This is a genomic window from Actimicrobium sp. CCI2.3 (assembly GCF_035019065.1).
In the GTDB taxonomy this organism is placed as follows: Bacteria; Pseudomonadota; Gammaproteobacteria; order Burkholderiales; family Burkholderiaceae_D; genus Actimicrobium.
The window spans coordinates 15,641-41,448 of the sequence record NZ_JASJWR010000012.1; the positions used below are offsets into that span (position 1 = coordinate 15,641).

The following is a 25,808-nucleotide window of genomic DNA, read 5'->3' on the forward strand; positions in this document are numbered from 1 at the left end:
GGCTTAGTGTAGATGGCTTCCGGGTTGTCCGTCACGGGCACGCTCTTGCGGTCAGATTACGCCGTCATCACGCAGTTGCGCGATCGCCGCCGCATCGAAACCCAGCTCGGCCAGTACCTCGGCATTGTGCGCACCGAGCGCCGGCCCGAGCCAGCGCGTCTGTCCCGGTGTGGCCGACAGTTTCGGTGAAATCGCCGGCAGCTTGACCGGCGTGCCATCGGCGAACGCGTGCTGCTCGAACATCTGGCGGGCCAGAAATTGCGGGTCGCTCAGCATGTCGCGCACCGAGTAAATTTTGCCAACCGGGACATCGGCTGCTTGCAAGGTTGCCAGCGCGGTATCGATGGTTTGCGTGGTGCACCAGGACTGGATCGCGCCATCGATCTCGGCAGTACGCGGTACCCGGCCATCGTTGCGCGCCAGTTGCGGATCGGTCGCCATGTCGCTGCGGTCGATCGCCACCATCAGGCGCTTGAAGATGGCATCGCCATTGCCGGCAATGACGATGTTGTCGCCATCGCCGGTGGTGTAGGTGTTCGATGGCACGATGCCGGGCAAGGCACCGCCGGTGCGTTCGCGTACGACGCCGGCGTGATCGAATTCCGGCACCAGCGATTCCATCAGGTTGAACACCGATTCGTACAGTGCGACGTCGACCATCTGGCCCTGCCCTGCCACGCAGTCGTCATCCGTCTTGCCATTCCAGCGACCGCCGCTGGCATCGCGGTGGCGCAGCGCCATCATCGCGCCGATCACGCCATGCATCGCCGCGACCGAGTCGCCAATCGAAATGCCGACCCGCACCGGCGGCCGGTCCGCATGACCCGAGACATAGCGCAAGCCGCCCATCGATTCGGCAATGGCACCGAAGCCGGGCAAGTCCTTCATCGGTCCGGTCTGACCGTAACCGGACAGGCGCACCATGATCGCGGCCGGATTGAGGGCCTTCAACTGGTCGTAGCCGAGCTGCCATTTTTCGAGCACGCCGGGGCGGTAATTTTCGATGATGATGTCGGCGTCGAGCGCGAGACGCCGCGCGATATCCTGCGCACGCGGGTCTTTCAGATTGAGCGTCAGGCTTTTTTTGTTGCGGGCCTGGACCGACCACCACAGCGAGGTACCGTCTTTCAGCACGCGCCACTGGCGCAGCGGATCACCGCCGTCGGGCGCTTCGATCTTGATCACGTCGGCACCGAACTCGGCCAGCATGCGGGCGCAAAACGGTCCGGCGATCAGCGTGCCCAGTTCGAGGACCTTGATGCCGGCCAATGGCCCGGTGGCTGGCGTGGTTGCAGTCGTCATGTCGTTCTCCGGTCCAGCATCGCGCGGGCAATGGTGCCGGCGTCGACATATTCGAGTTCGCCGCCGACCGGCACGCCACGTGCAAGCCGGCTCACCTTCAGGCCACGCGCTTTCATGGTCTCGGAAATGTAATGCGCGGTGGCTTCGCCTTCGTTGGTGAAATTCGTCGCCAGCACCACTTCGGCCACGACGCCATCGGCCGCGCGCAGGATCAGCCGGTCGAGATGTATATCTTTCGGACCGATGCCGTCGAGTGGCGACAACCGGCCCATCAGCACGAAGTAAAACCCTTTGTAGGTCAGCGTCTGTTCGATCATCAGCTGGTCGCCCGGTGTCTCGACAACGCACAGCAGCGTCGCGTCGCGCTCGGGATCAAGGCAGGTTTCGCAGACAAGATGTTCGGTGAAGGTATTGCAGCGGCTGCAATGCTGAACCCGGTCGACCGCCTGCAACAGCGCGCGGCCGAGCTGCTCGGCACCGTCGCGGTCGTGCTGCATCAGGTGATAGGCGATGCGCTGCGCCGACTTGGGACCGACACCGGGCAAGCGGCGCAGCGTTTCGGTCAGGAACTCGAGGCTGGAAGGAGTCTTCATCGGCGCAACGACCTGGTCGTCAGAATGGCATTTTGAAGCCGGGAGGAATCGGCATGCCGGCAGTCACGCCCGACATTTTTTCGGCGGTCAGTGCTTCGGCCTTGCGCACGGCGTCGTTGACGGCGGCAGCTACCAGGTCTTCGAGCATGTCCTTGTCTTCGGCCAGCAGCGACGGGTCGATGACGACACGCTTGACGTCGTTCTTGCAGCTCATCGTGACTTTTACGAGGCCGGCACCGGATTCGCCTTCGACGTTGATCAGGGCTAACTGGTCCTGCATCTTTTTCATGTCGTCCTGCATCGATTGCACTTTTTTCATCATGCCGGCGAGTTGGTTTTTCATCATGGTGTTTCTCCTGTGAGGGTTTGAAATAGTCAGTGCGGATCAGTGCGGTCTGATCGAGCCGGGCACGATGGTGGCACCGAATTCACGCATCATCGCCTGCACGAACGGGTCGGCCTGGATTTGTTGTTCGGCTACCTGCTGCTGTGCGGCGCGCTCGGCATTGGCTTTGGCATTGGCGGTGTGGCGCGCGATGCCGAGTTCGGTGCTCACGCGGACCGGCCGGTTGAATTGCGTCGTCAGGGCGGTGGCGAGCTTGTCGATATTGGCTGGCGAGGCCAGCGTTTCGAGCGGCACCCGCAAGTGCAGCACGATGCCATCGACCTTGTCGCAACGAACCAGTTCGGCTTGCAGCGCCAGTTGCTGCACCACGCCGCGCACCGGCAATTGCGCCGCCAACACCGGCCAGTCGCCGTCCCAATCGAGTTCCGGCACCGGCATCACCACCATCGCGGCGACCGGCTCGGGCGGAGCGAGCGTTGGTATTGGTGCTGCGGCACGCACTGGCGCTGGCGCTGGTGGTGACGCACCTAGCGGCGGTTCAGTTTTTTTTTGAGCCTGCTCGAATTGATCGTCGTCCGGGAATTCGCCCATCGGCGGCATGTTGTCTTCCCATGGCGCTGCGGCGACCGGCTTGGCCCTTGGTTCGGATTTAGGTTCTGGTACGCGTGCTGGCGGCGGTGTCGATACGCCACCATTCGGACGCGTCATGCCGCGCGCGGCTTCCAGCGCGGCGCGGGCTGGACTGAGCGGCGCAGTTGCAGGCACCGTTGCAGACGCACTTGCAGCCGCAACAGCACGTGGCGCGACCGGCATACTGCTGACCACGGCTGCTGGCGCGGCACTGAGCCGGGCCGGTGCACGCGGTGCTACCGCTGTTGCCGCTGTTGCCGATGACGATGCCAATGGTGATGCTGACTGCGTTCCGGCATGCTCCGGACGGAACGCCAGCATGCGCAGCAGCGTCATCGAAAAGCCGGCGTATTCGTCCGGTGCCAGGCTGAGTTCATTGCGACCGTGCACGGCGATCTGATAAAACAACTGGACTTCCTCGGCATCGAATAATGCGGCCAGTCGCACGATATCGGCACGTTCCGGCAAGTCTTCCGGCAACGCCGCCGGTACCGATTGCGCCAGCGCGAGACGGTGCAGCAAGGTGCCCAGATCGCGCAGTGCGTTGTTGTAAGACAGGCTGCGCACGGCCATCTCATCGGCTACGGCCAGCAAGCCAGCGCCGTCCTGTGTGGCGAGCGCGTCGAGCAACCGGATCAGAAAGGACTGGTCCAGCGCGCCCAGCATGCCTTGCACCGCATCGAGCGTGACGGTACCGGCGGCGTACGCAATGGCCTGGTCGGTCAGCGACAGCGCATCGCGCATCGAGCCTTGCGCACCTTGTGCCAGCAAACGCAGGGCTGGCGTCTCGAAGCTGATGCCTTCCTGACCGAGGATGTCGTCAAGGTGGGCGACGATATGTCCGGGCGGCATTTGCTTGAGATTGAACTGCAGGCAGCGCGACAGGACCGTGACGGGAATTTTTTGCGGGTCGGTGGTCGCGAGGATGAACTTGACGTGTTCGGGCGGTTCTTCCAGGGTCTTCAACATCGCGTTGAAAGCGTGGTTGGTCAGCATGTGGACTTCATCGATCATGTAGACCTTGAAGCGTGCATTCGACGGCGCATAGACCGCCTGCTCCAGCAATTGCGCCATCTCTTCGACACCGCGATTGGAGGCCGCGTCGAGCTCGATGTAATCGACGAAGCGGCCGGCATCAATGGCGCTGCAGGCTGCGCAGACACCGCAGGGTGTGGCGGTGATGCCGCCGTTACCGTCGAGTCCGATGCAATTGAAGGCCTTGGCGAGGATGCGGGATAGTGTCGTCTTGCCGACGCCGCGCGTACCAGTGAACAGGTACGCGTGATGCAGACGTCCGCTGTCGAGCGCATGGCTGAGCGCCCGCACCACGTGCTCTTGTCCGACCAGCGTGTCGAAACTGCGGGGACGATATTTTCGGGCAAGAACTTGATAGGACATGGGGGCCCAACGAATCGGCAAAGTGCGATTTTACCGCACATCGGGGCCCCATTTGGTGCCCTTGGTCAGATGTCGGCGCGACCGGCCAGCAGACTTTTCGAGCGCAGGTAAAAACCGATTTCATTGATCGTGGCCAAGCCGCGGTCGTTGGCAAACTTGCTTTCGACAAGCCGCATCTGAGCCTGCGCCTGCACTAACTGGCCGCGCTTTGCCGCAACAAAACCCAGCACCGCCCACGGATAGACGTCATAGCGACCATCCTGCCAGTTTGGTGTGACCGCGTTCAGGTAGGCCCAGCCCTTGTCGAAGTACGACGACAACTCCGTCATGCCGAACGCTTGCGGAAAAACCTGGCACGTCGTGTCGGCATAAAACGCCGTCCCGGCGACGTCGTCGGCATCGCTGGGTTTGAAGCCACTGCGGGCGGTATCGAACAGCGAGGCACTGATGCGTGACGCAATACCGGTGGCAAAGCTGTCGTAGTAATTCGCATCGACGGCTTCGCCGCGCGAGCGCAACAGCGCCGCGTAATCCCGCAAACCGCGATACACCTCGCAGTTATCCATCAGATAACCGACTGAATTGGACTGGCTACGCGGTGCCTGAAAAACGCTGGACATGCCATTGGACTTGATCGCCACGGCCAGATTGAGATACGCCATGGTTTTCAACTTGGCCTTGTTGGCATCCCACCAGGCCCAGTTCTGGCTGGCTTTCAGGTAGCGTGCGACGATTGACAGGGTTGTGGCCGCATACGAATCGTCCGAATCGGCCAATACCAGCTGGAATGCGCCGGTCGGCGTGGTCGTGAAGTTAATATCCTGAATCGATGAATTCGCTTCCAGTCGGCGCAGATACAGATCGAGGTAGGTCCGGATATACAGGTCGAGGTCAGCGGCATTCAGATATTGGATAATCGGCAAAATGCCGAGGTTGGTGAAATACCAGTTAATACGACCAGCCGGAGCAATCAGATAGCCACCGGCAAATGTGCCTGTGGCGATACGCAATTTTTTGATTTCAGCGACCGCATCGAATGATCCCACTGTTTGCGCATGTCCCTCGTTGCCAAGTCCGAATAATGGCGCACCAATAACCAGTGCGGCCGAGCGTTGAATAAATTGACGACGTTTCATGAATATTCCCGTTAATTGGCTATAAAAATTTGACGTAATTCAAGCAAGTGCTTGATTTGGCACAAAGCGTGCAGACAAAGCGCTGCCATCAGGGAGCAAAATCCCTTTAAAAATCTGTTGGTCAGCGCGGATACTGTCGGCTTGTGCCCCGGGGTCTGAACGGGCAGTCGCCTTGGAAACTGCCTTTTAAAAAAGGCAGGACGTGAAAATGAGCATGGGTTTCATATCGAGTAAAAGACTCACGTGAAACTGAAAACAAGAGAATCAAACAGAACCATTGAAACGACTTCAGGTCCTGATTATTTCTGTGTTTTCAACCCGCCTTGCTCGGACAAAAATTAATTTACGGAAAAAATTTTATGTTATTGATTTTTGTCATGCAATACGACGATTGATGAAATCAAGAAATATGTTTGAAAAATGAAGGGAACTTTCAATGCCAATTCCGGCGATATGTATTCCGTTATCAAATTTGATTGACACACTCCTAATTTTGCAATGGCACGACTGATTCAACTCGGCAGTAATTGCGCAATTTATAATTTTGTTATGGAAATATTGGCAAAGTATTCAGGCGAAAAAAAAGTGCCGCGAAGGCACTCCTTTTCGTCAGAGGCTGACCGGCATGCCGGCCAGTCGGTCGGGTTAATGCACCGCCGGCAAGCTTGCTGAAGCAGGCGCTTCCAATACCGCAAGGTCCGTCAGTAACGGGCCTGCACCGCTGAAGCGATCCAGTACCAGATAGATGACTGGCGTGATGAAAAGCGTGATGATTTGCGACACGAGCAGACCACCGACGATCGCGACCCCGAGGGGTTGACGAAGTTCGGCCCCGGCACCGAGTCCGAACGCGATCGGCAAGGCACCAACGAGCGCGGCTAGCGTCGTCATCATGATCGGACGAAAGCGCAGCAGGCAGGCCGAGCGGATCGCCTCGAAGGGCGTGGCACCTTGTACCCGCTGGGCTTCCAGTGCGAAGTCGATCATCATGATGGCGTTTTTCTTCACGATGCCGATCAGCATCAGGATGCCGATCGTGGCGATCAGTGTCAGTTCAAAATTAAACAGCCGCAGTGCCAGCAAGGCCCCTACCGCCGCCGACGGCAAGCCCGCCAGGATGGTCAGCGGATGGATATAGCTTTCGTACAGCACGCCCAGCAGGATGTAGATCACCACCACCGCGAGCAGCAACAGCATGACCTGGCTGCCTTGTGAAGACTGAAAGACGGCAGCATCGCCGGCATAGGACGTAATGACTGTCGGCGGCAATTGCAAACTGGTTTTGATCTGGTCAAGCGCGGCACTGGCGTCACCTAGCGGTACATCGGGTGCCAGATTGAACGAGACCGTAATTGCCTGCAGCTGGCCCTGATGGTTCACCGAAATCGCCCCGGCGGTGCGCGTCACGGTTGCCAGACTCATCAGCGGTACCAGCACGCCGGCCTTGCTGCGGACATAAATCTTGCTCAGGGCCGCCTCGTCCTGCAGACCCGACTCGCTATCTTGCAGGATGACCTGGTAGCTGTTGCTGGTAGTGAAAATCGTCGAGACCTGACGGTCGCCGAACGCACTGTAGAGCGCGGTGCGGATATCGAAGATCTGCACCCCGGCGGCACTGGCGCGATCACGATTGATGTCGACCTTGGCCTGCAAGCCACCAAGTTGCGAATCGCTGGTGACATCGCGAAACAGCGGATTGGCTCGCATCCTGGCCTGGATCTGGTTGGACCAGATGGTCAGTTCATCCGCCTTGACGCTTTGCAGTACGTACTGGTAGCGACTCTTGCTCGAGCGGCCACCAAGACTCAGATTTTGTACCGGTGTGAGGTAGACCGACAGCCCCGGCAGCGCGCCGAGCTTGCTGCGCAACTGCTCAAGTACGCGATCCATCGGCTCGCGTGTGCTGCGCGCCTTGAGTCCGATGAACAGCGCGCCACTGCTGCCACTGGTCACGCGTGACGTCACTGACATGACGTTGGCATCGTTCTGGATAATGTCGGCGGTGGCTTGCACCAGCTTGACCATTGCCGGATACGAAATATCTTGCGGCCCTTCGATCGAGGCTCGGATCTGGCCGATATCCTCGGTCGGGAAAAATCCTTTGGGAATCTCGATAAACAGGAAGCCAGTGAGCAGGAAGGTCGAAAGCGCAGCGATCAGGACGCCCCGGGTATGCGCCAGACACCAGTCGAGACCGCGACTGTAGCCGTCGAGGACCGCATTGAATCCCTTTTCAAATTGGCGACTGATCCAGCTATCGTCTTCCGGTGGTGCGTGTTTCAGAAACCGGCTGCACAGCATCGGCACCAGCGTCAGCGATATCAATGCCGACACCATAATGGCCAGCGACACGACCGCAGCGAACTCGCGGAAAAGCAGCCCGATCACGCCCGGCATGAAGAAAATCGGGATGAATACCGCCACCAGCGAAATCGAGATGGACAGGATCGTGAAGCCGACTTCGCGTGAGCCCTTGAGTGCGGCGGCCATCGGCGTCATGCCTTGCTCGACGTAGCGCACGATATTTTCAAGCATGACGATGGCGTCATCGACCACTAATCCCACCGCGATCGTGATCCCCAGCAAGGAAATATTGTCGAGGCTGTAGCCAAGCACGTACATCAGCGCACAGCAACCGATCAGCGAGATCGGCAAGCTGACGACCGGGATAGCGGTGGCGGAAAGCCGTTTGAGGAAGAGAAAGATCACCAGGATGACCAGCACGACCGTCAGGATCAGCGTGTGCTGGACGTCGACGATCGATTCGCGAATCGACTGTGACCGGTCATTCAATTCGTGAATGTCGATGGATGCCGGCATTTGCTGCTTGAATTTTGGCAAGGTTGCCTTGACCGCATCGACCACGGCAACCGTGTTCGCATTCGGCTGGCGCTGCACGGCCAGTACGATGGATGGCTCGCCATTGACCCAACTGCCGCTCTTGGCGGATTCAACGCTGTCTTCGACGATGGCGACATCCTTGAGTCGCGTGGTGTAGCCGTCGCGCGTGCTGACGATCAATTCGCCGAACTCGGCCGCGTTGCGCAACTGGCGGTTGGCTTCCAGCGTCAAACTCTGGCGTGGCCCGTCGAGTACACCGACCGGGCCGTTCGTGTTGGCGGCGTGAATCAGCGTCGCCAGTTCATCGAGCGTCAGGTTGCGTGCGGCCAGTTCGTCGGGACGCGCCCTGACCCGCACCGCGAAGCGACGCTGGCCATACACCGCAACCTGGGCGACACCATCAATCGTCGATAACGTTGGCGAAATCAGGTTTTCTGCATAGTCGTTGAGGTCCGCCAGCGAAATCGATGGCGACGTCAGCGCCACCAGCAATACCGCTGCATCAGCGGGATTGACCTTGCGATACGCCGGTAGTGCGGTCAACTCGACGGGCAGGCTGCGTTGTGCTCGCAACAGCGCCGCCTGCACGTCGACTGCTGCGGCATCGATATCCCGATCCGAGTTGAACTCAAGCACGATCGACGTGTTTCCCAGCGTATTACTGGAACTGATCGTGTTGATACCGGAAATGGTCGAAAACTGTTTTTCCAGCGGCGTGGCGACCGAGGCCGCCATGATTTCCGGACTGGCCCCCGGCAAAGAGGCGGTCACGTTGATGACCGGCGTGTTGTAGGTCGGTAGCGCCGCGATGGGAAGTTTTGAATAGGCAAAAATGCCAACAACGACAATGGCGATCGATAACAACACCGCCATCACCGGACGACGAATACACAGCTCGGAAATATTCACGATATCAATTCAAAAGTCATGCAGTGAAGGACGCGCACCAGGCCCAGGGTGGTCATCGAAGATCAAGGCGCACGCGGCGCCGTCGTGTCAGCATTTCCGCCGCCAGTAGCCGCTTGCCGTTCTGTTACCGCCGCACCGGGGCGCAGGTTTTCCGCACCCTCGACCACGACGCGCGCACCGGCAACGATGCCGGTGACCGCGGCCTTTCCGTCCTCGATCGCTACCACGGCCACTTTTTGGATCATTACTTTATTGTCGGGTTGCACCAGGTAAATGAACCTGTCGACCGGACCGGTAACGACGGCCTGGGCCGGCACGACAATCGCATCGGGCAGCGTGCGCGAAGTCAGCCGAACAGAGACAAATGTGCCCGGCCACATCCGACGCTGCGGATTGCTAAAGCGCGCTTTCATACGAATGGTTCCGGTTTGCGCGTCGGCGGCATTATCGATGAAGATCAGTTTGCCGCTGACCTCGCCTGCACCGGCGAGCTGCGCCTGGACCGGCGCATCACCTTGCGGATAGGTGACACGCAAGTTCGTCAGTTCGCGCTCTGGCAGTGTGAAGCTGACAGCAATGGGGTCAAGCTGGGATATGGTAAGCATTGGCAAGGCCGCTGGCTGGGCAAGACTGCCCGGATGGACATTGATCAGGCCGATACGCCCGCTGATACTGGCGCGAACCAGGTTGTAATCGAGCGCGATCCGGCTTGACTTGACGGCGGCCTGGTCGGCAGCGAGCGTCCCGCGCAATGCATCGACTCTGCTGCGTGCCGTATCGACCGCCGCCTGCGCAATGAATTTTTTGGCCAGTAATTCCTGATTACGGCTGAGTGTCGCCTCGGCGTCCGCCAGATCTGCCCGATCACGCACTACCTGCGCCAGTGCCCTGTCGATACCGGACAGGTCTGTACGCTGATCCAGCGTAATCAACAATTGTCCGGCGCGGACTTCCTGGCCTTCCTGAACGTGCACTTCACGGACGATATTTTGTACTTGCGGCCGAACATCCACGGTATTGATCGCCGTCACGTAGCCATTGGCGAACAAATTGATTGGCATTGCCTGCTGACCGGCAATCGTGGTTCTCACAATGTGAACCGTTTCAGACTTAGGCTTTTTTATTACGCGCGATTTTGCAGAATACCAGGCAAATCCTGCACCACACACTCCAAGAATAACAACGCCGACAAGACTATTTTTCAATTTACGGTGCATGGACAAATCGCTGATGAGGTGAAGGTATCTAGGCCGACAGATAAGCGCAAACCGCCACGAATTAATCGAGCAGACGACACCCCCTGTTACGTTCGGTAAAAAAGTGAGCACGATAAACGGCAGTCATTATTGCGTACTTTTCAGGTTGCTGCGACGCATTTAACGGAGCCAGGCAAGTCCGTGAATCGTTGACCTCTACTAAACCAAAAAACGCAGCGATACGAAGTCACATGAAATGACAATAAACATGTTGGTCGCCCTTTATAACGCGACTAGTTAGTACGCCGTAAGAATCAAGGGGAACGCGAACCAGAATCTCTATTTCTCAACCAAGAAGAAGTTGCTCCAATATCTGTAGCTAATTGAACAACAGATTGAATCACATCGATCGACTCTTTTTCAGGCAATGATCGTGATCAGTAAACATAAAGCTGAATCGCAATGTCACTCTTATCAGACATTCATTGATTACCAGGAAGTCTACGTGCGAATAGACAGGAGTCAAACTTTAGCGGGCACCAGGAATATTGAGTCCCTGAAATAATGAAAAGCGCCTCGTCGGACCACGCTAAACATGCTGTGGCAACCGAGAAGACGCTTTTACTTTTGCATTACTGTGACGCCACGAAAGCGGCTGACCTTACTTGATACTGAATGCATCCCGATCTTGACCGGCGATCCAGCGTGGTGGCTTGCCACGACCGGACCATGTTGCACCTGACACTGAATCGCGGTATTTCGGAGCGACAGGCTCTTTTGCCTTGCCGGCTTTTTTGGCACCAGTCAAACCAAGATCTGTCAGCGTAATACCGTAGTCGCGCATTTTTTCTTTGATATCAGCAATCGCATTAGCAATTTCGCTCTGGCGGGCATGGGCCGCTTGCTTTTGAAGATTTTCAATCTGAACGGTTAATTCTTTGTATGTTGACATGTTTGATTTCCAGTTATTTAAAATAAGGTGAAGCAGATAATATGATATCCAATGTGATCAGGACCTCAAACACTGGACCGATTCTCTAAGAAAGATCGTGTAACGGTGTCACTCAGTTTGACTCGCATTGTAAATCATATCCTAATAACGACTCAATTATTTTACTCCTCAAGTGCTTATTTTTTGTACTCACCTCAATAGCCATCATTGCTATTTTAAATTTTTGTTAAAAAATACCACAATTACTTTCCGTTTCCTCAATCTAAATAGGGATGGCCGGACAAACAAAAAAACTCCGAACGGTTGCCGAAAAATTTCAAAGCCAATCGATCTGATAAACGGAAGAGTGGGCTAGAAAAGAAAGATAAGGAGACAAACAAAAGCTGTAGCAACAGTGGCCGACAGTCATCAACATCATCCGGATATAAAGCCGTCTGGCTACGCATTGCGAGCAGGATAATGTGAATAACTATTCTCAGGACGATGGCGTTATCACGTTGAAAGGCACATCACAATATCCTGATGACAGTCACAAGAAAAAATGACCGGGTGAAACGGCCAGGAATAATAATTTGCGGGACAGAAAAATTGAAAAGCGGGGGAATGGGAAACTGCAGATAAAAAAAAGACCGGGTGCCAGCCGTTCGGCCCGACACATCGGTCTTTTTACAGAATTCTAGAAGGCGAGCCTTGTCTACGGCACTTATGGATAATGACTGTGGCTGCTTCGTTCCCGACCTGACCAGGTTGGCCATGCCACAATGCGCAGGGGCCCGCCGGGATGAAGTCTAACAGAAAGTTCTACCTTGGGCGGGTATAAATGACCCGGATCGAAACAGGAACGCTCAAATACCCAGCTGACCCCAAATGCTATCGATACGCGCTTTGACTTCGTCGCTCATATTGATCGTGCTGCCCCACTCGCGATCCGTCTCGCCGGGCCATTTGTTCGTTGCGTCGATGCCCATCTTGCTACCAAGCCCACTGACAGGCGAAGCAAAATCAAGATAATCGATCGGTGTGTTATCGACCAGCGTCGTGTCGCGCAGCGGATCAACCCGGGTCGTAATGGCCCAGATGACTTCTTTCCAATCCCGTATATCAACATCTTCATCGACCACAATAATGAATTTGGTATACATGAACTGCCGCAAGAAACTCCAGACTCCGAACATCACCCGCTTGGCATGCCCCGGATAGGACTTCTTCATCTGCACGATGGCCATCCTGTAACTGCATCCTTCTGGCGGAAGATAGAAGTCGGTGATCTCGGTGAACTGCTTTTGCAACAAAGGAATGAATACTTCATTGAGCGCCACGCCGAGAATAGCCGGTTCGTCTGGAGGTTTGCCAGTATAGGTAGAGTGATAGATCGGATTACGTCGCATCGTAATGCGATCTATCGTTAGTACTGGAAACATATCCTGCTCGTTGTAATAACCAGTGTGATCCCCGTATGGACCTTCAAGTGCATGCTCATATCCGGACGGATGATTCGGATCTGCATAAACATGCCCCTCCAGAACAATCTCTGCCGAAGCTGGCACGCGTAGCTCGCTTCCTATGGCCTTGATTAGCTCGGTACGACTACCGCGCAGCAAACCCGCAAACTGGTATTCGGACAGGCTGTCCGGTACCGGCGTTACCGCACCCAGTATCGTCGCCGGATCAGCACCCAGCGCCACGCAGATCGGATACGGCTGTCCCTTGTTGACTTTCGCATGCTCACGAAAATCGAGAGCACCACCGCGTTGTGCCAGCCAACGCATGATGACCTTGTTCCGCGATAACACCTGCTGACGATAGATACCCAGGTTCTGGCGTTTTTTGTGCGGCCCCTTGGTAATGACCAACCCCCACGTAATCAAGGGCGCGACATCACCCGGCCAGCAATGCTGAATTGGTAGCAGACCAAGATCAACGGCATCACCTTCCAGTACGACTTCCTGACATGCCGCAGAACGCAACTCCTTGGGCGCCATGTCCCACAAGGATTTCACCAGCGAGGTCAAGCCAAGCAAGTCCTTGAAACCTTTCGGTGGTTCCGGCTCCTTCAGCATCGCCAATACATGACCAATCTTGCGTAACTCGCTGACTTCCTCCGCCCCCATGCCAAGTGCAACCCGACGAGGGGTGCCGAACAAGTTACCCAGCACCGGTATGGATTGTCCATCCACATTCTCGAACAGCAGAGCAGGACCACCTGCGCGCAGTGTGCGATCACAGATTTCCGTGATCTCCAGATAGCTGGAAACCGGAAAAGTGACACGCTTCAACTCGCCAATCGATTCCAATTTAACAACAAAATCCCTCAAATCCGAATATTTCATCTTTTTTGCACCGCCAGGCTGCGGGCCTTTCAATTTAAGGAATAAATACAAGCCGTTGATTTCATTCAACTAAGTTGCGACTCTACTACTTGCTAAAGATCAAACAGTAATCACTTTCTAATTAAGTAGTATTGACTTGATATAACACGGCACCTACAATCCGCGAACATTGAGAAGGAAGGCATCTGGCGCGTCTATCTCGCCCACTGCAACAGAAAACCAAATCATTTCACGGGGTCGGGGCCCCAACAGGCATTTTAAGGAGTGTTTTCAAAAGGCGTCAGCCTTACTCCCCGCAAAAAGTTGTCTGCCACTGGTGTGGTACGGAAGTGTACCCTCAGCTCAACGCAGCAACTCCGGCGCCATCTGCCCGCATCAAGCGGAGGATGGCGATGTATCTGATTCACGGCAAGCAGTTCGGACAGCGGCAGAACGCAGTCCGAACTGCTTGCCGTGACGATTCAGGAGGTTCAATTGCTTAATCGATTTACCCGGACAACGCGCATGTGCGCGCGACATTTACGTAGCAATTCAACAGCTATTGGCATATTTGCCAGAGACACGCTGAGTGGATTTTTTACTACCGCCCACCACACCCTGATGATCTCAGGGATTGCAGCGTTGTGTACTCTGGCATTGATGTTCTACCGACCTGATCTTGCGCAGCAACTGAAATCATTATCTCCGTTTAACGCACAGCAATCAGATCAGCCATTGGTCGTGTCGGAGTCCGATACACCCATGGATACGCCAACGATGTCTTTTGGCACCCATGCATTTTTCCCTAATTCGAGTAGCACCCGCATGCCCGAAGCACAGGACATCGCGCCTGCAGCGAAGGCAAAAGGAACGGAACGCCAGCAACAGTGGGTCTCCAGCTGGATATCCAAACGGTACCGAGTAGCCAACGACGCCACGGAAATGCTTGTATCCGCCGCCTACACTACTGCCAGTGACATCAAGATTGATCCGCTACTGATCCTCGCTGTCGCCGCCATTGAATCGGGATTTAATCCGTTTGCCGAAAGCTCGGGAGGCGCTCAAGGGCTCATGCAGATCATGTCCAAAATCCATCACGAAAAGTTCGAGGATCTCGGTGGTGTTAAAGCGGCCCTCAATCCGGTTGCCAACATTCGCGTCGGCTCACGCATCCTGAAAGAATATGTGTCGCGGGCCGGTTCCGTTGAAGCCGGACTCAAGATGTATGTCGGTGCCGCCGCATTCGACCATGATGACGGTTACGGATCGAAAGTGCTTGCCGAATATCAGCGCCTGAAATCAGTAGCCAGTGGCAAGAGCGTGTCTGTGTACACGAGTACTACCCCCCTGATCAACCCCAATCAACCCAAGAGCAATCCAGTGACTGATCCAAAAATCGCCAGTAGCAAGGACGACCAGGTGTCGGTTTCGGAGGCGATTCGCAACGCTTCTGCATCAGATCAGTTCGCAGCGATGTAGGTCAGACAGACAAAAAACCAAAAAAAAGAGCCGCAAGGCTCTTTTTTTTGACTGCGTTATTTCAGATGACGCGACGACGCCCGTCGAAAAACTTGTGCAGCCGTCTTACCGCCTCCTCAAGGTTTTCCATCGAGGTCGCATAAGAAACCCGAATGTAGCGATGCGCCGTGGACGGCCCGAAGTCCAGTCCCGGCACCAGCACGACACCAGCCTCGTTGAGCATGTCGATGGAGAGCCGATCAGCATCGTCCGACAGGTCACTACAGTCGGCATAAACATAAAATGCGCCATCCGGTACCACCGGCACTGTAAAACCCAATTCACGCAGGGCAGGAACGATGTAGTCGCGACGACGGCGAAACTCTGCCTTGCGCTCTTCATAAAGTGCGAGCGATGCGGCTTCAAAACAACCGAGAGCAGCGTGTTGAGCAATCGTCGACGCACAAATGAACAGATTTTGCGCGAGCTTTTCTACGTGCGACACGAGCGATGGTGGCACAACCAGCCAACCCAGACGCCATCCCGTCATGTTGAAGTATTTCGAAAAACTGTTGATGACGATGATGTCATCACCGAGCGACAAGGCCGAAAATGGTGCCTCGTCGTAGGTCAGCCCCTGATAAATCTCGTCGACAATCGTATAACCTTGCTTCTCGCGCACTGTCGCCACGATCTTGCGCAACTCGTCCTCCGGAATAGACGTCCCGGTAGGGTTGGACGGCGATGCCAGAAGCACCCCTCGGGTAGCCTCATCCCAATGACTCCGGACAATCGCATCCGATAACTGGAAACGCTGTTCGGGGCCGCAAGGAATCATCGTGGCCTCACCGTCGAACGCTGCCACAAAATGCCGGTTGCACGGATAGGAAGGATCCGGCATCAGCACCTTGGTGCCGGGCTCGACCAGGGCGGCACACGCCAGCAACAACGCTGCAGACGCACCAGCGGTGATGATGATGCGCACCGGATCGATCTGCAGGCCGTAGACCCGCGCATAGTGTGCTGCGATCGCCTCGCGCAACGCCGGCAAACCGTTCGCCGCCGTGTATTGCATCTTGCCGTCGCTCATGGCACGCGTAGCCGCAGCAATCACGGCAGGAGCCGCAGTGAAATCGGGTTCACCGATTCCCATGTGGATAATCGATCGCCCCTGCTGCTCCAGTACCGCCGCCATCTTGATCAGTTCCATGACATGAAACGGCGCGATATGTCCAACCCGTCGGGCCAAATTCTCCATCGGAAAAATGACTTCCGCGGGCACCGCCATCACGATGGACGCGATGCGGCGATTTCAACTTCGCGGGTTTTGGCAGCAAACTTGTCGAGTACGCCATTGACATATTTGTGGCCGTCAATACCACCGAACGATTTGGCCAATTCGACCGATTCATTGATGATGACCTTGTACGGTATCTCGATGTGATTCTTCAGCTCGAAGGCACCAATGAGCAGGATCGCATGTTCGATCGGCGACAACTGATTCAGCGGGCGGTCAATCAGTGGCGACAACTCGGCACGCAGCGCGCCAGCTTGCTTGATCGTCCCGTACAACAACGCATCGAAGTGAGCCGCGTCGGCCTTGTCGAAGCCATGCGCCTCACGCAGATGGGCTTCGATCACGCCAGCGTCTTCATTGTTGAGCAGCCACTGGTACAGGCCTTGCAGGGCGAATTCACGCGAACGGTGTCGGGGCGTACGACTCTTGTTCGGATTCGCGTGAAGTTCTTTTTTCGGGATCATGGTAATCAGACTGCAGTGCCGGCGATAACCTCCGGCACGCTTAATGGAGCAAAAAACCGCGCATGACCGGTTATAGCCAGCGCACGGTCAACATCGTTATTCGTCGTCGACGGCTTCAGACAACTCATCCAGCGCCAACACCAGGTTAGCCATTTCAACGGCAACCCGCGCGGCATCAGCTCCCTTTTCCTTCATTCTGGCAAGTGCCTGCTCGTCGTTTTCGGTCGTCAGTATCGCATTGGCCACTGGCGTACCGAAATCCAGCGCGACACGACTGATGCCGGTACCGGATTCGTTTGCAACCAGTTCAAAGTGATAGGTCTCGCCACGAATGACTGCACCGAGTGCGATCAACGCATCGAATTGCATGGTTTCGGCCATCTTCTGCAAGGCGAGAGGAACTTCCAGCGCACCGGGCACGGTCAACCGGAAGATGTCTTCGTTGGCCACGCCGAGACGGCCCAGCTCTGCCAGACAGGACGCCAGCAACCCATCGCCAATACTTGCATTGAAACGAGCCTGCACGATACCGATGCGCAAACCTTCGCCATCGAGATTGGTTTCGTAAGTTCCTACTGTCATGATGATTCCTTTATAAACGGGTAAACGAAGTGCCATCGGCACTGTCGCGACTCAATCCTTCGGACTGCTCCGGTAGCCCACGACTTCGAGATCAAAGCCGATCATTGATGGCATTTTTCTCGGATTGGCCAGCAATCGCATTTTACCGACACCAATATCCTTGAGGATTTGTGCGCCGATACCGTAGGTCCGCAAGTCCATGCTTGCCGCACGAGCCGGCGGCCGGTTTTCTGGCGTCAGCAAGGCAGTAAACTGGGCAAACAACTGGGCAGCTGACTCTTCGCAATTGAGCAAGACCACCACGCCACGTTCGGCGGCCTTGACCGCCGCAAGCGCTGACGCCATGTTCCAGGAATGGGTCGTTGAACTCGACTCCAGCAAATCGAGCATCGATACCGGCTGATGTACCCGCACCAGTGCCTCCGTATCAGCTGAAATCTCGCCATGTACCAGTGCCATGTGCGCGCCGCCGCTTGGCTTGTCACGATAGATGAATGCCTGAAAATCGCCGTGCACGGTATGCATGGTGCGTTCGGCGATACGCTCGACGATACTTTCATTCTGACTGCGATAGTGGATCAAATCAGCAATGGTGCCAATTTTAAGATCATGTTTTTGCGCAAACTCAAACAGGTCAGGCAAGCGCGCCATCGTGCCATCGTCGTTCATGATTTCGCAGATCACTGCGGCCGGTGTCAGCCCAGCCAGTTCGCAAAAATCACATCCGGCTTCAGTATGTCCGGCCCGCATCAGCACGCCACCCTTTTGTGCCTTCAATGGAAATACGTGGCCGGGCTGGACGATATCGGAAGATTTGGCGTGCTTGGCAACGGCCACCTGAATGGTCCGCGCTCTGTCGGCCGCTGAAATACCGGTCGTTACACCTTCTGCCGCCTCAATCGAGACGGTGAAGTTCGTGCCATAGGATGTGCCATTACGGGCCGTCATCATGGACAGGTTGAGGCGATCACAGCGCTCTTCGGTGAGGGTGAGGCAGATCAGGCCGCGACCAAATTTGGCCATGAAATTGACGGCTTCTGCCGTCACGAATTCAGCTGCCATCACGAGGTCGCCTTCATTTTCGCGGTCCTCTTCGTCGACCAGGATAACAATCCGGCCGGCACGTAATTCCGTGACTATTTCTTGCGTGGTAGCGATTGACATGAATTGAGTCCTTTTGAGTGCGCCATTTTAATGGATTTGCATGCCCCGCGACTTGCTTTGACGACAGGAAAAACATGAAACTCGTCGTCCATCCAGCCGATCCAGTGCGGATCTGCAGCAGTCGCTGTTGGTCAACCTGCGCGCTGCGGCCCGGCCGAACTGCTCAGCATCCGCTCGACATAGCGCGCAATCAAATCAATCTCGAGGTTGACGCGGCTTCCAGCGGTCAAGTTGCGCAGGGTGGTCACAGTCATCGTATGAGGTATTACGTTGATCGAAAAAACGCACCCGGTCGGCGTATCGCTGACCCGGTTGACCGTCAGCGATACGCCGTTGACCACTATGGAGCCCTTGATCGCCAGATATTTTCCGAGCTCGGACGGTGCCTCGATGACCAGATTCCATGATTCTCCGACCGGCTCGAAACGCGTCACCAGACCGAGTCCATCGACGTGCCCGGACACCAGATGTCCACCAAGGCGATCGGCTAAAGTCAGGGCTTTTTCGAGATTGACTTCGCCGGGAGCATCGAGCCCGGCCGTACAGTTCAGACTTTCGCGGGATACATCAACGGCAAACGACCGGTCGGTCTTGCTGACGACCGTCATGCACGCCCCGTTGATCGCAATCGAGTCACCAAGGATGACATCAGCAATTGGCAGGTCACCGGCATCGATGGTCAGACGCACGCCGGCTCCCGGTTCCGTACCCGCAGCAGACAGGTCGGTGATTTTTCCTACAGCAGCAACAATTCCAGTAAACATGGCAATTAAATAGAGTCAAGTAAGGCGAGCAAGAATACGCAGATCCGGACCGATCTGCTTGACATCATGAAACACCAGTTCGGTTTTACCCGACAAACTGGTCAGTGCTGGCAAATCGAACAAACCCGCAGCATCACCGATCAGACTGGGTGCAAGGTAGAGCAGCAGTTCGTCAATACACCCTTCGCGCAAGAGAGAGCCATTGAGCTTGAAACCGGCCTCGACATGGACTTCATTGATCTGACGCCGGCCAAGCTCCCGCATCAGTTGCGGCAAATCGACTTTGCCAGAGGCATTGGGCAAGCAAATTACCTCATGATCAAGTGATTCCAGCGCGGCTTGCCTGGCCGGATCGGCATGGGCACACACAATCCAGACCGGCGCGCCCTGCAGGACGCGTGCCGACAAATCGATCTCGAGGCGACTGTCGATGACAATGCGCTGTGGCTGGCGCGGCGTGGCGACAGACCGCACGGTGAGTTGCGGGTCATCCGCCTTGACCGTCCCGATCCCTGTCAATATGGCACAGGCCCGGGCGCGCCAGGCGTGGCCGTCCTCACGCGCCGGTGCGGACGTGATCCATTGGCTCACTCCGTTGTGCAAGGCGGTCTTGCCATCAAGGCTGGCGGCCGCTTTCATCCGCACCCACGGTTTGCCTCTTTGCATACGGGAAAAAAATCCGATATTCATCTCGAGGGCGGCATCGCGCATCACATCCGTGACGACCTCAATCCCGGCGGCACCCAAGCGCTCCAGTCCGGCACCGGCGACCAACGGATTCGGATCGGAGATCGCTGACACCACGCGCGACACGCCTGCACGAATGAGTGCATCGGCACACGGTGGCGTGCGCCCATGGTGGCTGCAGGGTTCCAGCGTGACGTACAGCGTTGCACCGCGAACTGCATTGCCGCGATGCTGCGCATCGGCCAATGCCTGGATTTCGGCATGTGCGTGGCCAACCGCCTGAGTATGGCCGGCACCGAGAACAATGCCATCACGGACGACTACGCAACCGACACGCGGATTCGGGGCGGTAATGAACAGACCTTTGGCGGCCCATTCAAGAGCGAGCGCCATACCTTGCTGGTCGTTGGCAATTTTCATGAAGCTTTCAGGTCAGGTTAGGGTCGGGCCATATCAACCGCAAGCGGCCTCAACCAGCGGATTGCATGCACGTGCACGACCGAGGAAATTGATAATAATGCGACGCTGTTGCGCACCAAGCGACAGTGACAAGTGGCCGAATTGTGGTGTCTGGCTGTTCGCGTTGGTCCGGGTGCGTCCGCTCGCAGCATACGCAATGTACGTCGCAGAGCGATCGGTCATCGCCGATTCTATGGCAATTCCTGATGCTGCAGCATCGTGGACAAGAATAATCATCTCACCGGCATCGACGCGTCGATTGTCATTGCTGTCAATAAAAATCCTCCAGCCACTACGCCAGTCGGCACCATCGACCGGAACCAGGTCGACCCGCTGCCCGCGCCGTATCGCTTCTGCACGGGTCAGCCTGATCGCGGCCACTAGATCTGCCGTGATTGCAGAGATCTTTTGACGCTCGATCAACGCCGTAAAGCCGGGTGCGGCCAGTGCAAGAATGATCGCGAGCAGTGCCAACACAATCATCAGCTCAACGAGTGTGTAGCCGCCCAGGCAGCAGCGACGCAGCTGACTGACGGCACTGCGGGAGTCACCAGCAATCGCGTCCATCGGCTTCCTTGTGGCCCAAACTATCGAGGCGCAACGTACCGCATTGCGCATCAGAAAAACCGGTATTGACCTTGTTCGTACCCGGCCTTGCGCGCAGCATCACACATTCGGAAATACGACGGCCAGCGCAAGCCAGTGCGTCCAACTCATAGGCACTGGAAGCCGCCGTTTCCGCAGAAAACCAGACAAAGCGCCGCTGATCCGGTTCTGCCGAGCCTGACGAAAAAGCGAGATAGCTCATTCGTTGCGAATAGAACTGCTCTTGCTGCTGCATGAGTTTGAACAACGCCGCACGGCCCTCCGCACGCTTGACCTTGCGGACCGCAAATTGATAGGACGGCATTGCGACCGCTGCCAGCACCCCGACAATCACGACGCCAACCAGAATTTCAATCAGCGTAAAGCCGACTCGATGAGGACACCCATTGCGCATCATCTTCACCTCCTAGCGTTGCGCACCGGCGCGCCGTCTATCGGACCAGTTACTCACTTCGTGCCAACCTAATCGTTGTACCGGCAGCGCGACCGTCGCACTCTGCGGCGGTACCGCAACCGATTGCCCGTCAACACCCGGAGTCAGCACCGTAATCCGGCGTGACAGGATGGCTGCGCCAGTCGCACTGGACGACGAGCGTTCAAATGACGAGAGCAACAAGGGCGCAACCGGACCATCGGTGCTCATCCGCGTCACAGTCACCTCGGCCGGCGACAAGCCATCCAGTGGATTGAGAAAATACAATCTGCCGTCACCCCGATCGCAACCATCCGGAGCGGGGATCAATGAGCGAAAAATCATTAGGCCCGAGTCCGCCAGCGCAGCGTCGACCTGTCGCTCGCCAGTGTGTATCCCATCGGGAAAATCGAGATACCAGCCTTTCCGGTCCGACGCGTCAGCGCCATAGGCGAACGACGCGCCCTCAATGGTGTAACGATCACGCCCCAACTTGCGGGCGGTGCGTTCGACCAGAGCCTGACGGACGATAGGCGGTTGATCGCGCAGGGCCGTGTCATGGACCGCGTAGAGCGATTGGACTGCATAAGGGGTCGCATGATGCATCCCAAGCCCTTCCTCTGGCGCAAGCAGACGACCCGATCCAAACAGAACCAGATATCCACCGCCCGGTGCAAAAACGACACTCGGCTTTGCCACGATCGGCTGGAACTTGCCACGGGAATCCGTAGCCGAAAACAGCGGCCTTGCGACCGGCCACGGCACCACGCCGGAGAAATCGAAACGCCAGAGTATTCCGGCAAGGTCACCGGCATAAGCATATCGAGTCGTATTGTCTTCGTCGGACACCAGTGCGGCAGCGCCCAGGCCTGTTGCGCCCGTATCGAATTTGAAGTAGTTCACATTGACCTGCCAGCGCGCGCCGGCGGGCTTGTCCAGCCCCAAAAGGAAGAGCCGACCGGGACCATCCAGTCCGGTACTCGCCTGCCCTGTTGAAACAACGACAAAATGACGCCGCTCGCCAGCATGGACCTCAAACGTAGCAATGGATGGCAGGCCGGTCACGACGCCCATGTCGGCATCATCGCTGTCACTGAACTCCCACAGTGCACCAGCGCTTTGTCCAAACGTCTCCGGATGACTGACATCGAATGCAGCGACTCCTTTGGCACCCAAGCCGGCCGCTGCGGCAAGAATCGTCTTGCTCGTTCCGTTCAGACGCACAGTGCGCAGTGCCAGCTTGCCGTCAAACCACGAGCGAGGCGGACTGAACGGACTGCTCAAGCGGCCCAGTTCAGGCAACAGGAAACCCGGTACGTAGGCAAATACCTCTTTGCCGTCGCTGGCTGAAAAAGCGTGCAGCATTCTGTCATTGGCAGCGACAAAAATCGTCGCGCGCCCGGCGTCATTGATCCCATGACGGAGTGCGTCATCAGACTGGCTGGACAGCAAAGGTGTGCTGTTGAGTATGCCGCCCAGCACCGACTTGCGCGGTCTGAACGTGCCAACACCATTCACCCGTTCCGCATCACGTTGTCCACGCAAATAATTGACGCGCTGCTCGCCCAATCCGTCGCTGCGATTGGCTCCCGGCAACTGATTCAATCCTTGTCTTTGCCGCTCTGAAAGGTTGGCCCAGCGGAATTCGACCATCCGTCCCGAGGCATGGTCAAACGTCCATATATTGCGTTGCGCATTGCGTTGCGCCACGCTGACGTCTGACGCAGCCGGCCATTGCTCTGCGGCCTCCCACAAGGCCGCACCAATCGTCATGGGACCAGCCGTTACCTTCCCCACCGGGAATTTTTTCAGACTACCGGACCACGATTGCGACTCGAGTCCAGCACGCCACAACCATTTTCCCGACGGATCCATCACCTGCTGGGTGACGTTGACCTCGGAATTCCCATCCGGAACCGTCATGCAAGCAAAGGATTTCAATTGCGCATACGCATGGCAGCAAAAACTGCAGAGCACGAGCAGCAGTATCCGGACCGCTTTCATGGCGCGCTCCCCTTCCGGTAAAAGGTCTGCAACACGACCTCACTGGAAACGTCAGCACCAAAACCGATCGCCGTAATTCTGTAAAAATACTCGGGCCGCTCGGCACTGTATCCAGCCTGCCGGTAAGGCATCAATTCAATGAGATACCGAGGCAACATGGCTGGCAGCGCGCCCACACCGGTTTGCATCGAACGTCCGGTAAACCGACCATAAGCCACCGCCACGTCGCTGTCGTGAATGCCGTCTCGCCCATGCTGAGCGACCTGTAACCAGCTGGGCGCACTGGCATCTGCAGATTGCCTGCACAAGCCTTGATAACGATTGGAGACGCCGCGCTGACAGTCGTTACCCACCTCATCCGGAAAGCCTGCCTTGCTATTGGCAGCAAACAAAGCGCTGCGGGACAAGTGCGTATCCGGCGAATCTTCGATATCGAGTTCGGCATCCCGCAAGCCTGCCTCGGCAGCCTGAAAAGCGATCTCCCTGTCGCGATAGCTGCGTGCTGCCTTCTGGTCCTGCAAACCGATCTGCAAAGCTGACATGGCCAGCAATGAAACTGCCATCAGCCAGACCAGTACGATGATCAGCGTGATCCCACTCTGACGGCGACTCATCGCGGCATCGCCAAGGTGGTGTTGCGAACGCGGATCGTCGTTGTAAACAGCTTGCGCAACCGATTACGTTCTTTCAGTGGCAGTTCGCTCTCGACAATGTGCGTACCAGAATCACCGGGCGCCTGTTGCGCCGCATAGGAGGAGCCGAACAGATCGAACGTCCGGTCCAGCGTATCGGCACGCACGGCACGCAGGCTACGAACAAGTAACGCAACCCGGATATCGGTGATTTTTTTCCAATGCGTCTGGCGATTGAGGTCCTGCGCACGCTGCTCCGGCGTGGCACCGTGGACGACCAGCCCCTGGTCCAGACTGTCGATTTGCGATGCGGTAAGAAAGCGCGTCGGCATCGCGGCGGCATCCGGACCGACACCGTACAACACCTGGAACGATTCCACACCACGAACGATCGCTGCCGATGACCAGTGACTATGTCCTTGGTATTTGCAATGTAATTCAGGCTCTCCGTAGGCGTCCCTGGCAACATAAAAAATGCTCCACCCCGATAACTGCCCGGGTGAAGGTGTTGCCGGCATGGCGACGTTGAAACCCGCACAATCGACGACCGACCCATCATTGGCACCGGAAAAACGCAGGGCCAGCACATCGCTGCCGTTGACTGCCTTCGGCAAGGCCTGGTCGATACCCGGCGTCCCTGCTTTGAGCGAGCGGGCATCAAGGCCGCTGATCGCGGAATCGGCCCCGTCATTACCCTGTTCCAGTACTGTCGGACCGGCCAGATCGGACGACCCGCTCAACCGCACTGCCCGGGTGATGCTGTCAATCGCATACCGGCCGGTTTCAGATAACTCGACAGTGCTCTCCTGAAGGTCATAAGCGCGCCGTGCGGCCTGAAATACGCTCCCGGCAACCGCGACAAGGAACAAGCCGAGGGTCAGCCCAATTAACAATTCGACCAGGCTCAGGCCTCGATGGACGCCAATCTTCATGTGACTACTCGACATGCAACACCAGCTGCGGTCCGTTGCTAATACCGTTGCTAATACCGTTGCTAATACCGTTACTAATACCGTTACTGATACCGTTGTCGCCGGCAAGCGTCGCAGGGGCTTGCCAGCCTAGCTTGATCCATAGCGGGGCACTGACTGTCGTTCCTGCATCGCACTCCCATCGCCATGTCTTGGTACCGGCCTGCCATGGCGTCATATCACGGCAAATACGCACCCGCCCTGCCGGCAAACGCTCCGTTATCCATGCTCGCCACTCGTCTGACAGGAAGGTGGCAAGCTGATTGGCATTACAGGTGCCGGATGGACCAAAACAACGTGTCGATGATCCGGCCGGGACTGGCGCTGATGAAGCAGCATCGTAGTCAAATTGCGCGAGTACCGTGGTACTGGCGCGGCCGCGCAACTGGTCGGCAATATCGATAGCAAGATGCAGGGCGACCGATTCGGCATCGACTTGTCGGGCGACGCGCATCGAGGAGAACAGCAGTGCCAGCACACCAAGCACACCGAGTGCGAGGACTAGCAGTGAGATCAGTACTTCAAGCAGCGTGAAACCACCGGCACATAAATAGCGCATAGGACGACGTCAAAATTTTGAATGTCGTCGATCTTAGTGAAAACTTCTTACTGAAAATTGATCTGTAGATAAGGTTTGAGACGACTCAATATTTGCCCACTCTGGCAGACCGTCGACGTCGCGAATTGCAAACGATA

General features: G+C 56.6%; 22 protein-coding genes and 1 other RNA gene. 1 reads left to right on the plus strand and 22 read right to left on the minus strand.

Annotated features, from left to right (window positions below; genetic code table 11):
* Positions 1–51: 51 nt before the first annotated feature.
* The 10 genes from QN370_RS08585 to ubiD all read right to left on the minus strand — a co-directional run bounded on the left by QN370_RS08585 (position 52) and on the right by ubiD (position 13,633).
* Positions 52–1,302 carry a CaiB/BaiF CoA-transferase family protein gene (locus QN370_RS08585; protein ID WP_322126748.1) on the minus strand — a complete coding sequence of 417 codons (1,251 nt, stop codon included), beginning with the start codon at positions 1,300–1,302 and terminating at the stop codon, positions 52–54.
* Positions 1,299–1,895, minus strand: coding sequence for a recombination mediator RecR (gene recR / locus QN370_RS08590; RefSeq protein ID WP_322126747.1), 597 nt, complete (start codon positions 1,893–1,895; stop codon positions 1,299–1,301). The genes QN370_RS08585 and recR overlap by 4 nt, the downstream gene beginning before the upstream one ends.
* 19 nt (positions 1,896–1,914) lie before the next feature.
* A complete protein-coding gene (locus QN370_RS08595; protein ID WP_322126746.1) occupies positions 1,915–2,241 on the minus strand; it encodes a YbaB/EbfC family nucleoid-associated protein in 327 nt (108 codons plus the stop codon).
* A gap of 39 nt (positions 2,242–2,280) precedes the next feature.
* Positions 2,281–4,269: a DNA polymerase III subunit gamma/tau gene (gene dnaX, locus QN370_RS08600; RefSeq protein WP_322126745.1), complete on the minus strand. Its 1,989-nt coding sequence runs from the start codon at positions 4,267–4,269 to the stop codon at positions 2,281–2,283.
* A gap of 65 nt (positions 4,270–4,334) precedes the next feature.
* Positions 4,335–5,405, minus strand: coding sequence for a hypothetical protein (locus QN370_RS08605; RefSeq protein ID WP_322126744.1), 1,071 nt, complete (start codon positions 5,403–5,405; stop codon positions 4,335–4,337).
* A 645-nt stretch (positions 5,406–6,050) separates the two neighbouring features.
* The gene (locus QN370_RS08610) at positions 6,051–9,155 is read right to left on the minus strand and encodes an efflux RND transporter permease subunit (RefSeq protein ID WP_322126743.1); all 3,105 of its coding nucleotides are present in this window, start codon (positions 9,153–9,155) and stop codon (positions 6,051–6,053) included.
* Positions 9,156–9,217: 62 nt separating this feature from the next.
* Entirely contained in the window at positions 9,218–10,372 is a 1,155-nt protein-coding gene (locus QN370_RS08615) for an efflux RND transporter periplasmic adaptor subunit (RefSeq protein WP_322126742.1), read from the minus strand.
* A gap of 640 nt (positions 10,373–11,012) precedes the next feature.
* Positions 11,013–11,303, minus strand: coding sequence for an H-NS histone family protein (locus QN370_RS08620; RefSeq protein ID WP_322126741.1), 291 nt, complete (start codon positions 11,301–11,303; stop codon positions 11,013–11,015).
* A 679-nt stretch (positions 11,304–11,982) separates the two neighbouring features.
* An RNA gene (gene ffs / locus QN370_RS08625) (signal recognition particle sRNA small type) lies at positions 11,983–12,081 on the minus strand.
* Positions 12,082–12,148: 67 nt separating this feature from the next.
* Entirely contained in the window at positions 12,149–13,633 is a 1,485-nt protein-coding gene (gene ubiD / locus QN370_RS08630) for a 4-hydroxy-3-polyprenylbenzoate decarboxylase (RefSeq protein WP_322127228.1), read from the minus strand.
* A gap of 504 nt (positions 13,634–14,137) precedes the next feature.
* Here ubiD and QN370_RS08635 point away from each other — a divergent pair.
* A complete protein-coding gene (locus QN370_RS08635; protein WP_322126740.1) occupies positions 14,138–15,091 on the plus strand; it encodes a transglycosylase SLT domain-containing protein in 954 nt (317 codons plus the stop codon).
* 61 nt (positions 15,092–15,152) lie between these two features.
* Here QN370_RS08635 and QN370_RS08640 read toward each other — a convergent pair whose 3' ends face one another.
* The 12 genes from QN370_RS08640 to pilV form a co-directional block, all read right to left on the minus strand.
* Complete coding sequence (locus tag QN370_RS08640) at positions 15,153–16,328, minus strand: pyridoxal phosphate-dependent aminotransferase (protein WP_322126739.1); 1,176 nt, start codon at positions 16,326–16,328, stop codon at positions 15,153–15,155.
* A 29-nt stretch (positions 16,329–16,357) separates the two neighbouring features.
* Positions 16,358–16,831: a transcription antitermination factor NusB gene (gene nusB / locus QN370_RS08645; RefSeq protein WP_322126738.1), complete on the minus strand. Its 474-nt coding sequence runs from the start codon at positions 16,829–16,831 to the stop codon at positions 16,358–16,360.
* A 96-nt stretch (positions 16,832–16,927) separates the two neighbouring features.
* Complete coding sequence (ribH, locus tag QN370_RS08650; RefSeq protein WP_322126737.1) at positions 16,928–17,413, minus strand: 6,7-dimethyl-8-ribityllumazine synthase; 486 nt, start codon at positions 17,411–17,413, stop codon at positions 16,928–16,930.
* A gap of 51 nt (positions 17,414–17,464) precedes the next feature.
* Positions 17,465–18,577 (minus strand): bifunctional 3,4-dihydroxy-2-butanone-4-phosphate synthase/GTP cyclohydrolase II, encoded by a 1,113-nt coding sequence (gene ribBA / locus QN370_RS08655; protein WP_322126736.1) that lies wholly within the window; start codon positions 18,575–18,577, stop codon positions 17,465–17,467.
* Positions 18,578–18,708: 131 nt separating this feature from the next.
* Entirely contained in the window at positions 18,709–19,341 is a 633-nt protein-coding gene (locus QN370_RS08660) for a riboflavin synthase (RefSeq protein WP_322126735.1), read from the minus strand.
* A 15-nt stretch (positions 19,342–19,356) separates the two neighbouring features.
* Complete coding sequence (gene ribD, locus QN370_RS08665; RefSeq protein WP_322126734.1) at positions 19,357–20,448, minus strand: bifunctional diaminohydroxyphosphoribosylaminopyrimidine deaminase/5-amino-6-(5-phosphoribosylamino)uracil reductase RibD; 1,092 nt, start codon at positions 20,446–20,448, stop codon at positions 19,357–19,359.
* A gap of 33 nt (positions 20,449–20,481) precedes the next feature.
* Positions 20,482–21,054: a GspH/FimT family pseudopilin gene (locus tag QN370_RS08670; protein ID WP_322126733.1), complete on the minus strand. Its 573-nt coding sequence runs from the start codon at positions 21,052–21,054 to the stop codon at positions 20,482–20,484.
* Positions 21,035–21,490 (minus strand): type IV pilin protein, encoded by a 456-nt coding sequence (locus tag QN370_RS08675; RefSeq protein WP_322126732.1) that lies wholly within the window; start codon positions 21,488–21,490, stop codon positions 21,035–21,037. Before QN370_RS08675 ends, QN370_RS08670 begins: the two co-directional genes overlap by 20 nt.
* 9 nt (positions 21,491–21,499) lie before the next feature.
* Positions 21,500–23,509 carry a pilus assembly protein gene (locus tag QN370_RS08680; protein ID WP_322126731.1) on the minus strand — a complete coding sequence of 670 codons (2,010 nt, stop codon included), beginning with the start codon at positions 23,507–23,509 and terminating at the stop codon, positions 21,500–21,502.
* Positions 23,506–24,123 (minus strand): pilus assembly PilX family protein, encoded by a 618-nt coding sequence (locus tag QN370_RS08685; protein ID WP_322126730.1) that lies wholly within the window; start codon positions 24,121–24,123, stop codon positions 23,506–23,508. Before QN370_RS08685 ends, QN370_RS08680 begins: the two co-directional genes overlap by 4 nt.
* Positions 24,120–25,088: a PilW family protein gene (locus tag QN370_RS08690; RefSeq protein ID WP_322126729.1), complete on the minus strand. Its 969-nt coding sequence runs from the start codon at positions 25,086–25,088 to the stop codon at positions 24,120–24,122. Before QN370_RS08690 ends, QN370_RS08685 begins: the two co-directional genes overlap by 4 nt.
* Complete coding sequence (gene pilV, locus QN370_RS08695) at positions 25,078–25,671, minus strand: type IV pilus modification protein PilV (protein ID WP_322126728.1); 594 nt, start codon at positions 25,669–25,671, stop codon at positions 25,078–25,080. Before pilV ends, QN370_RS08690 begins: the two co-directional genes overlap by 11 nt.
* Positions 25,672–25,808: the final 137 nt, after the last annotated feature.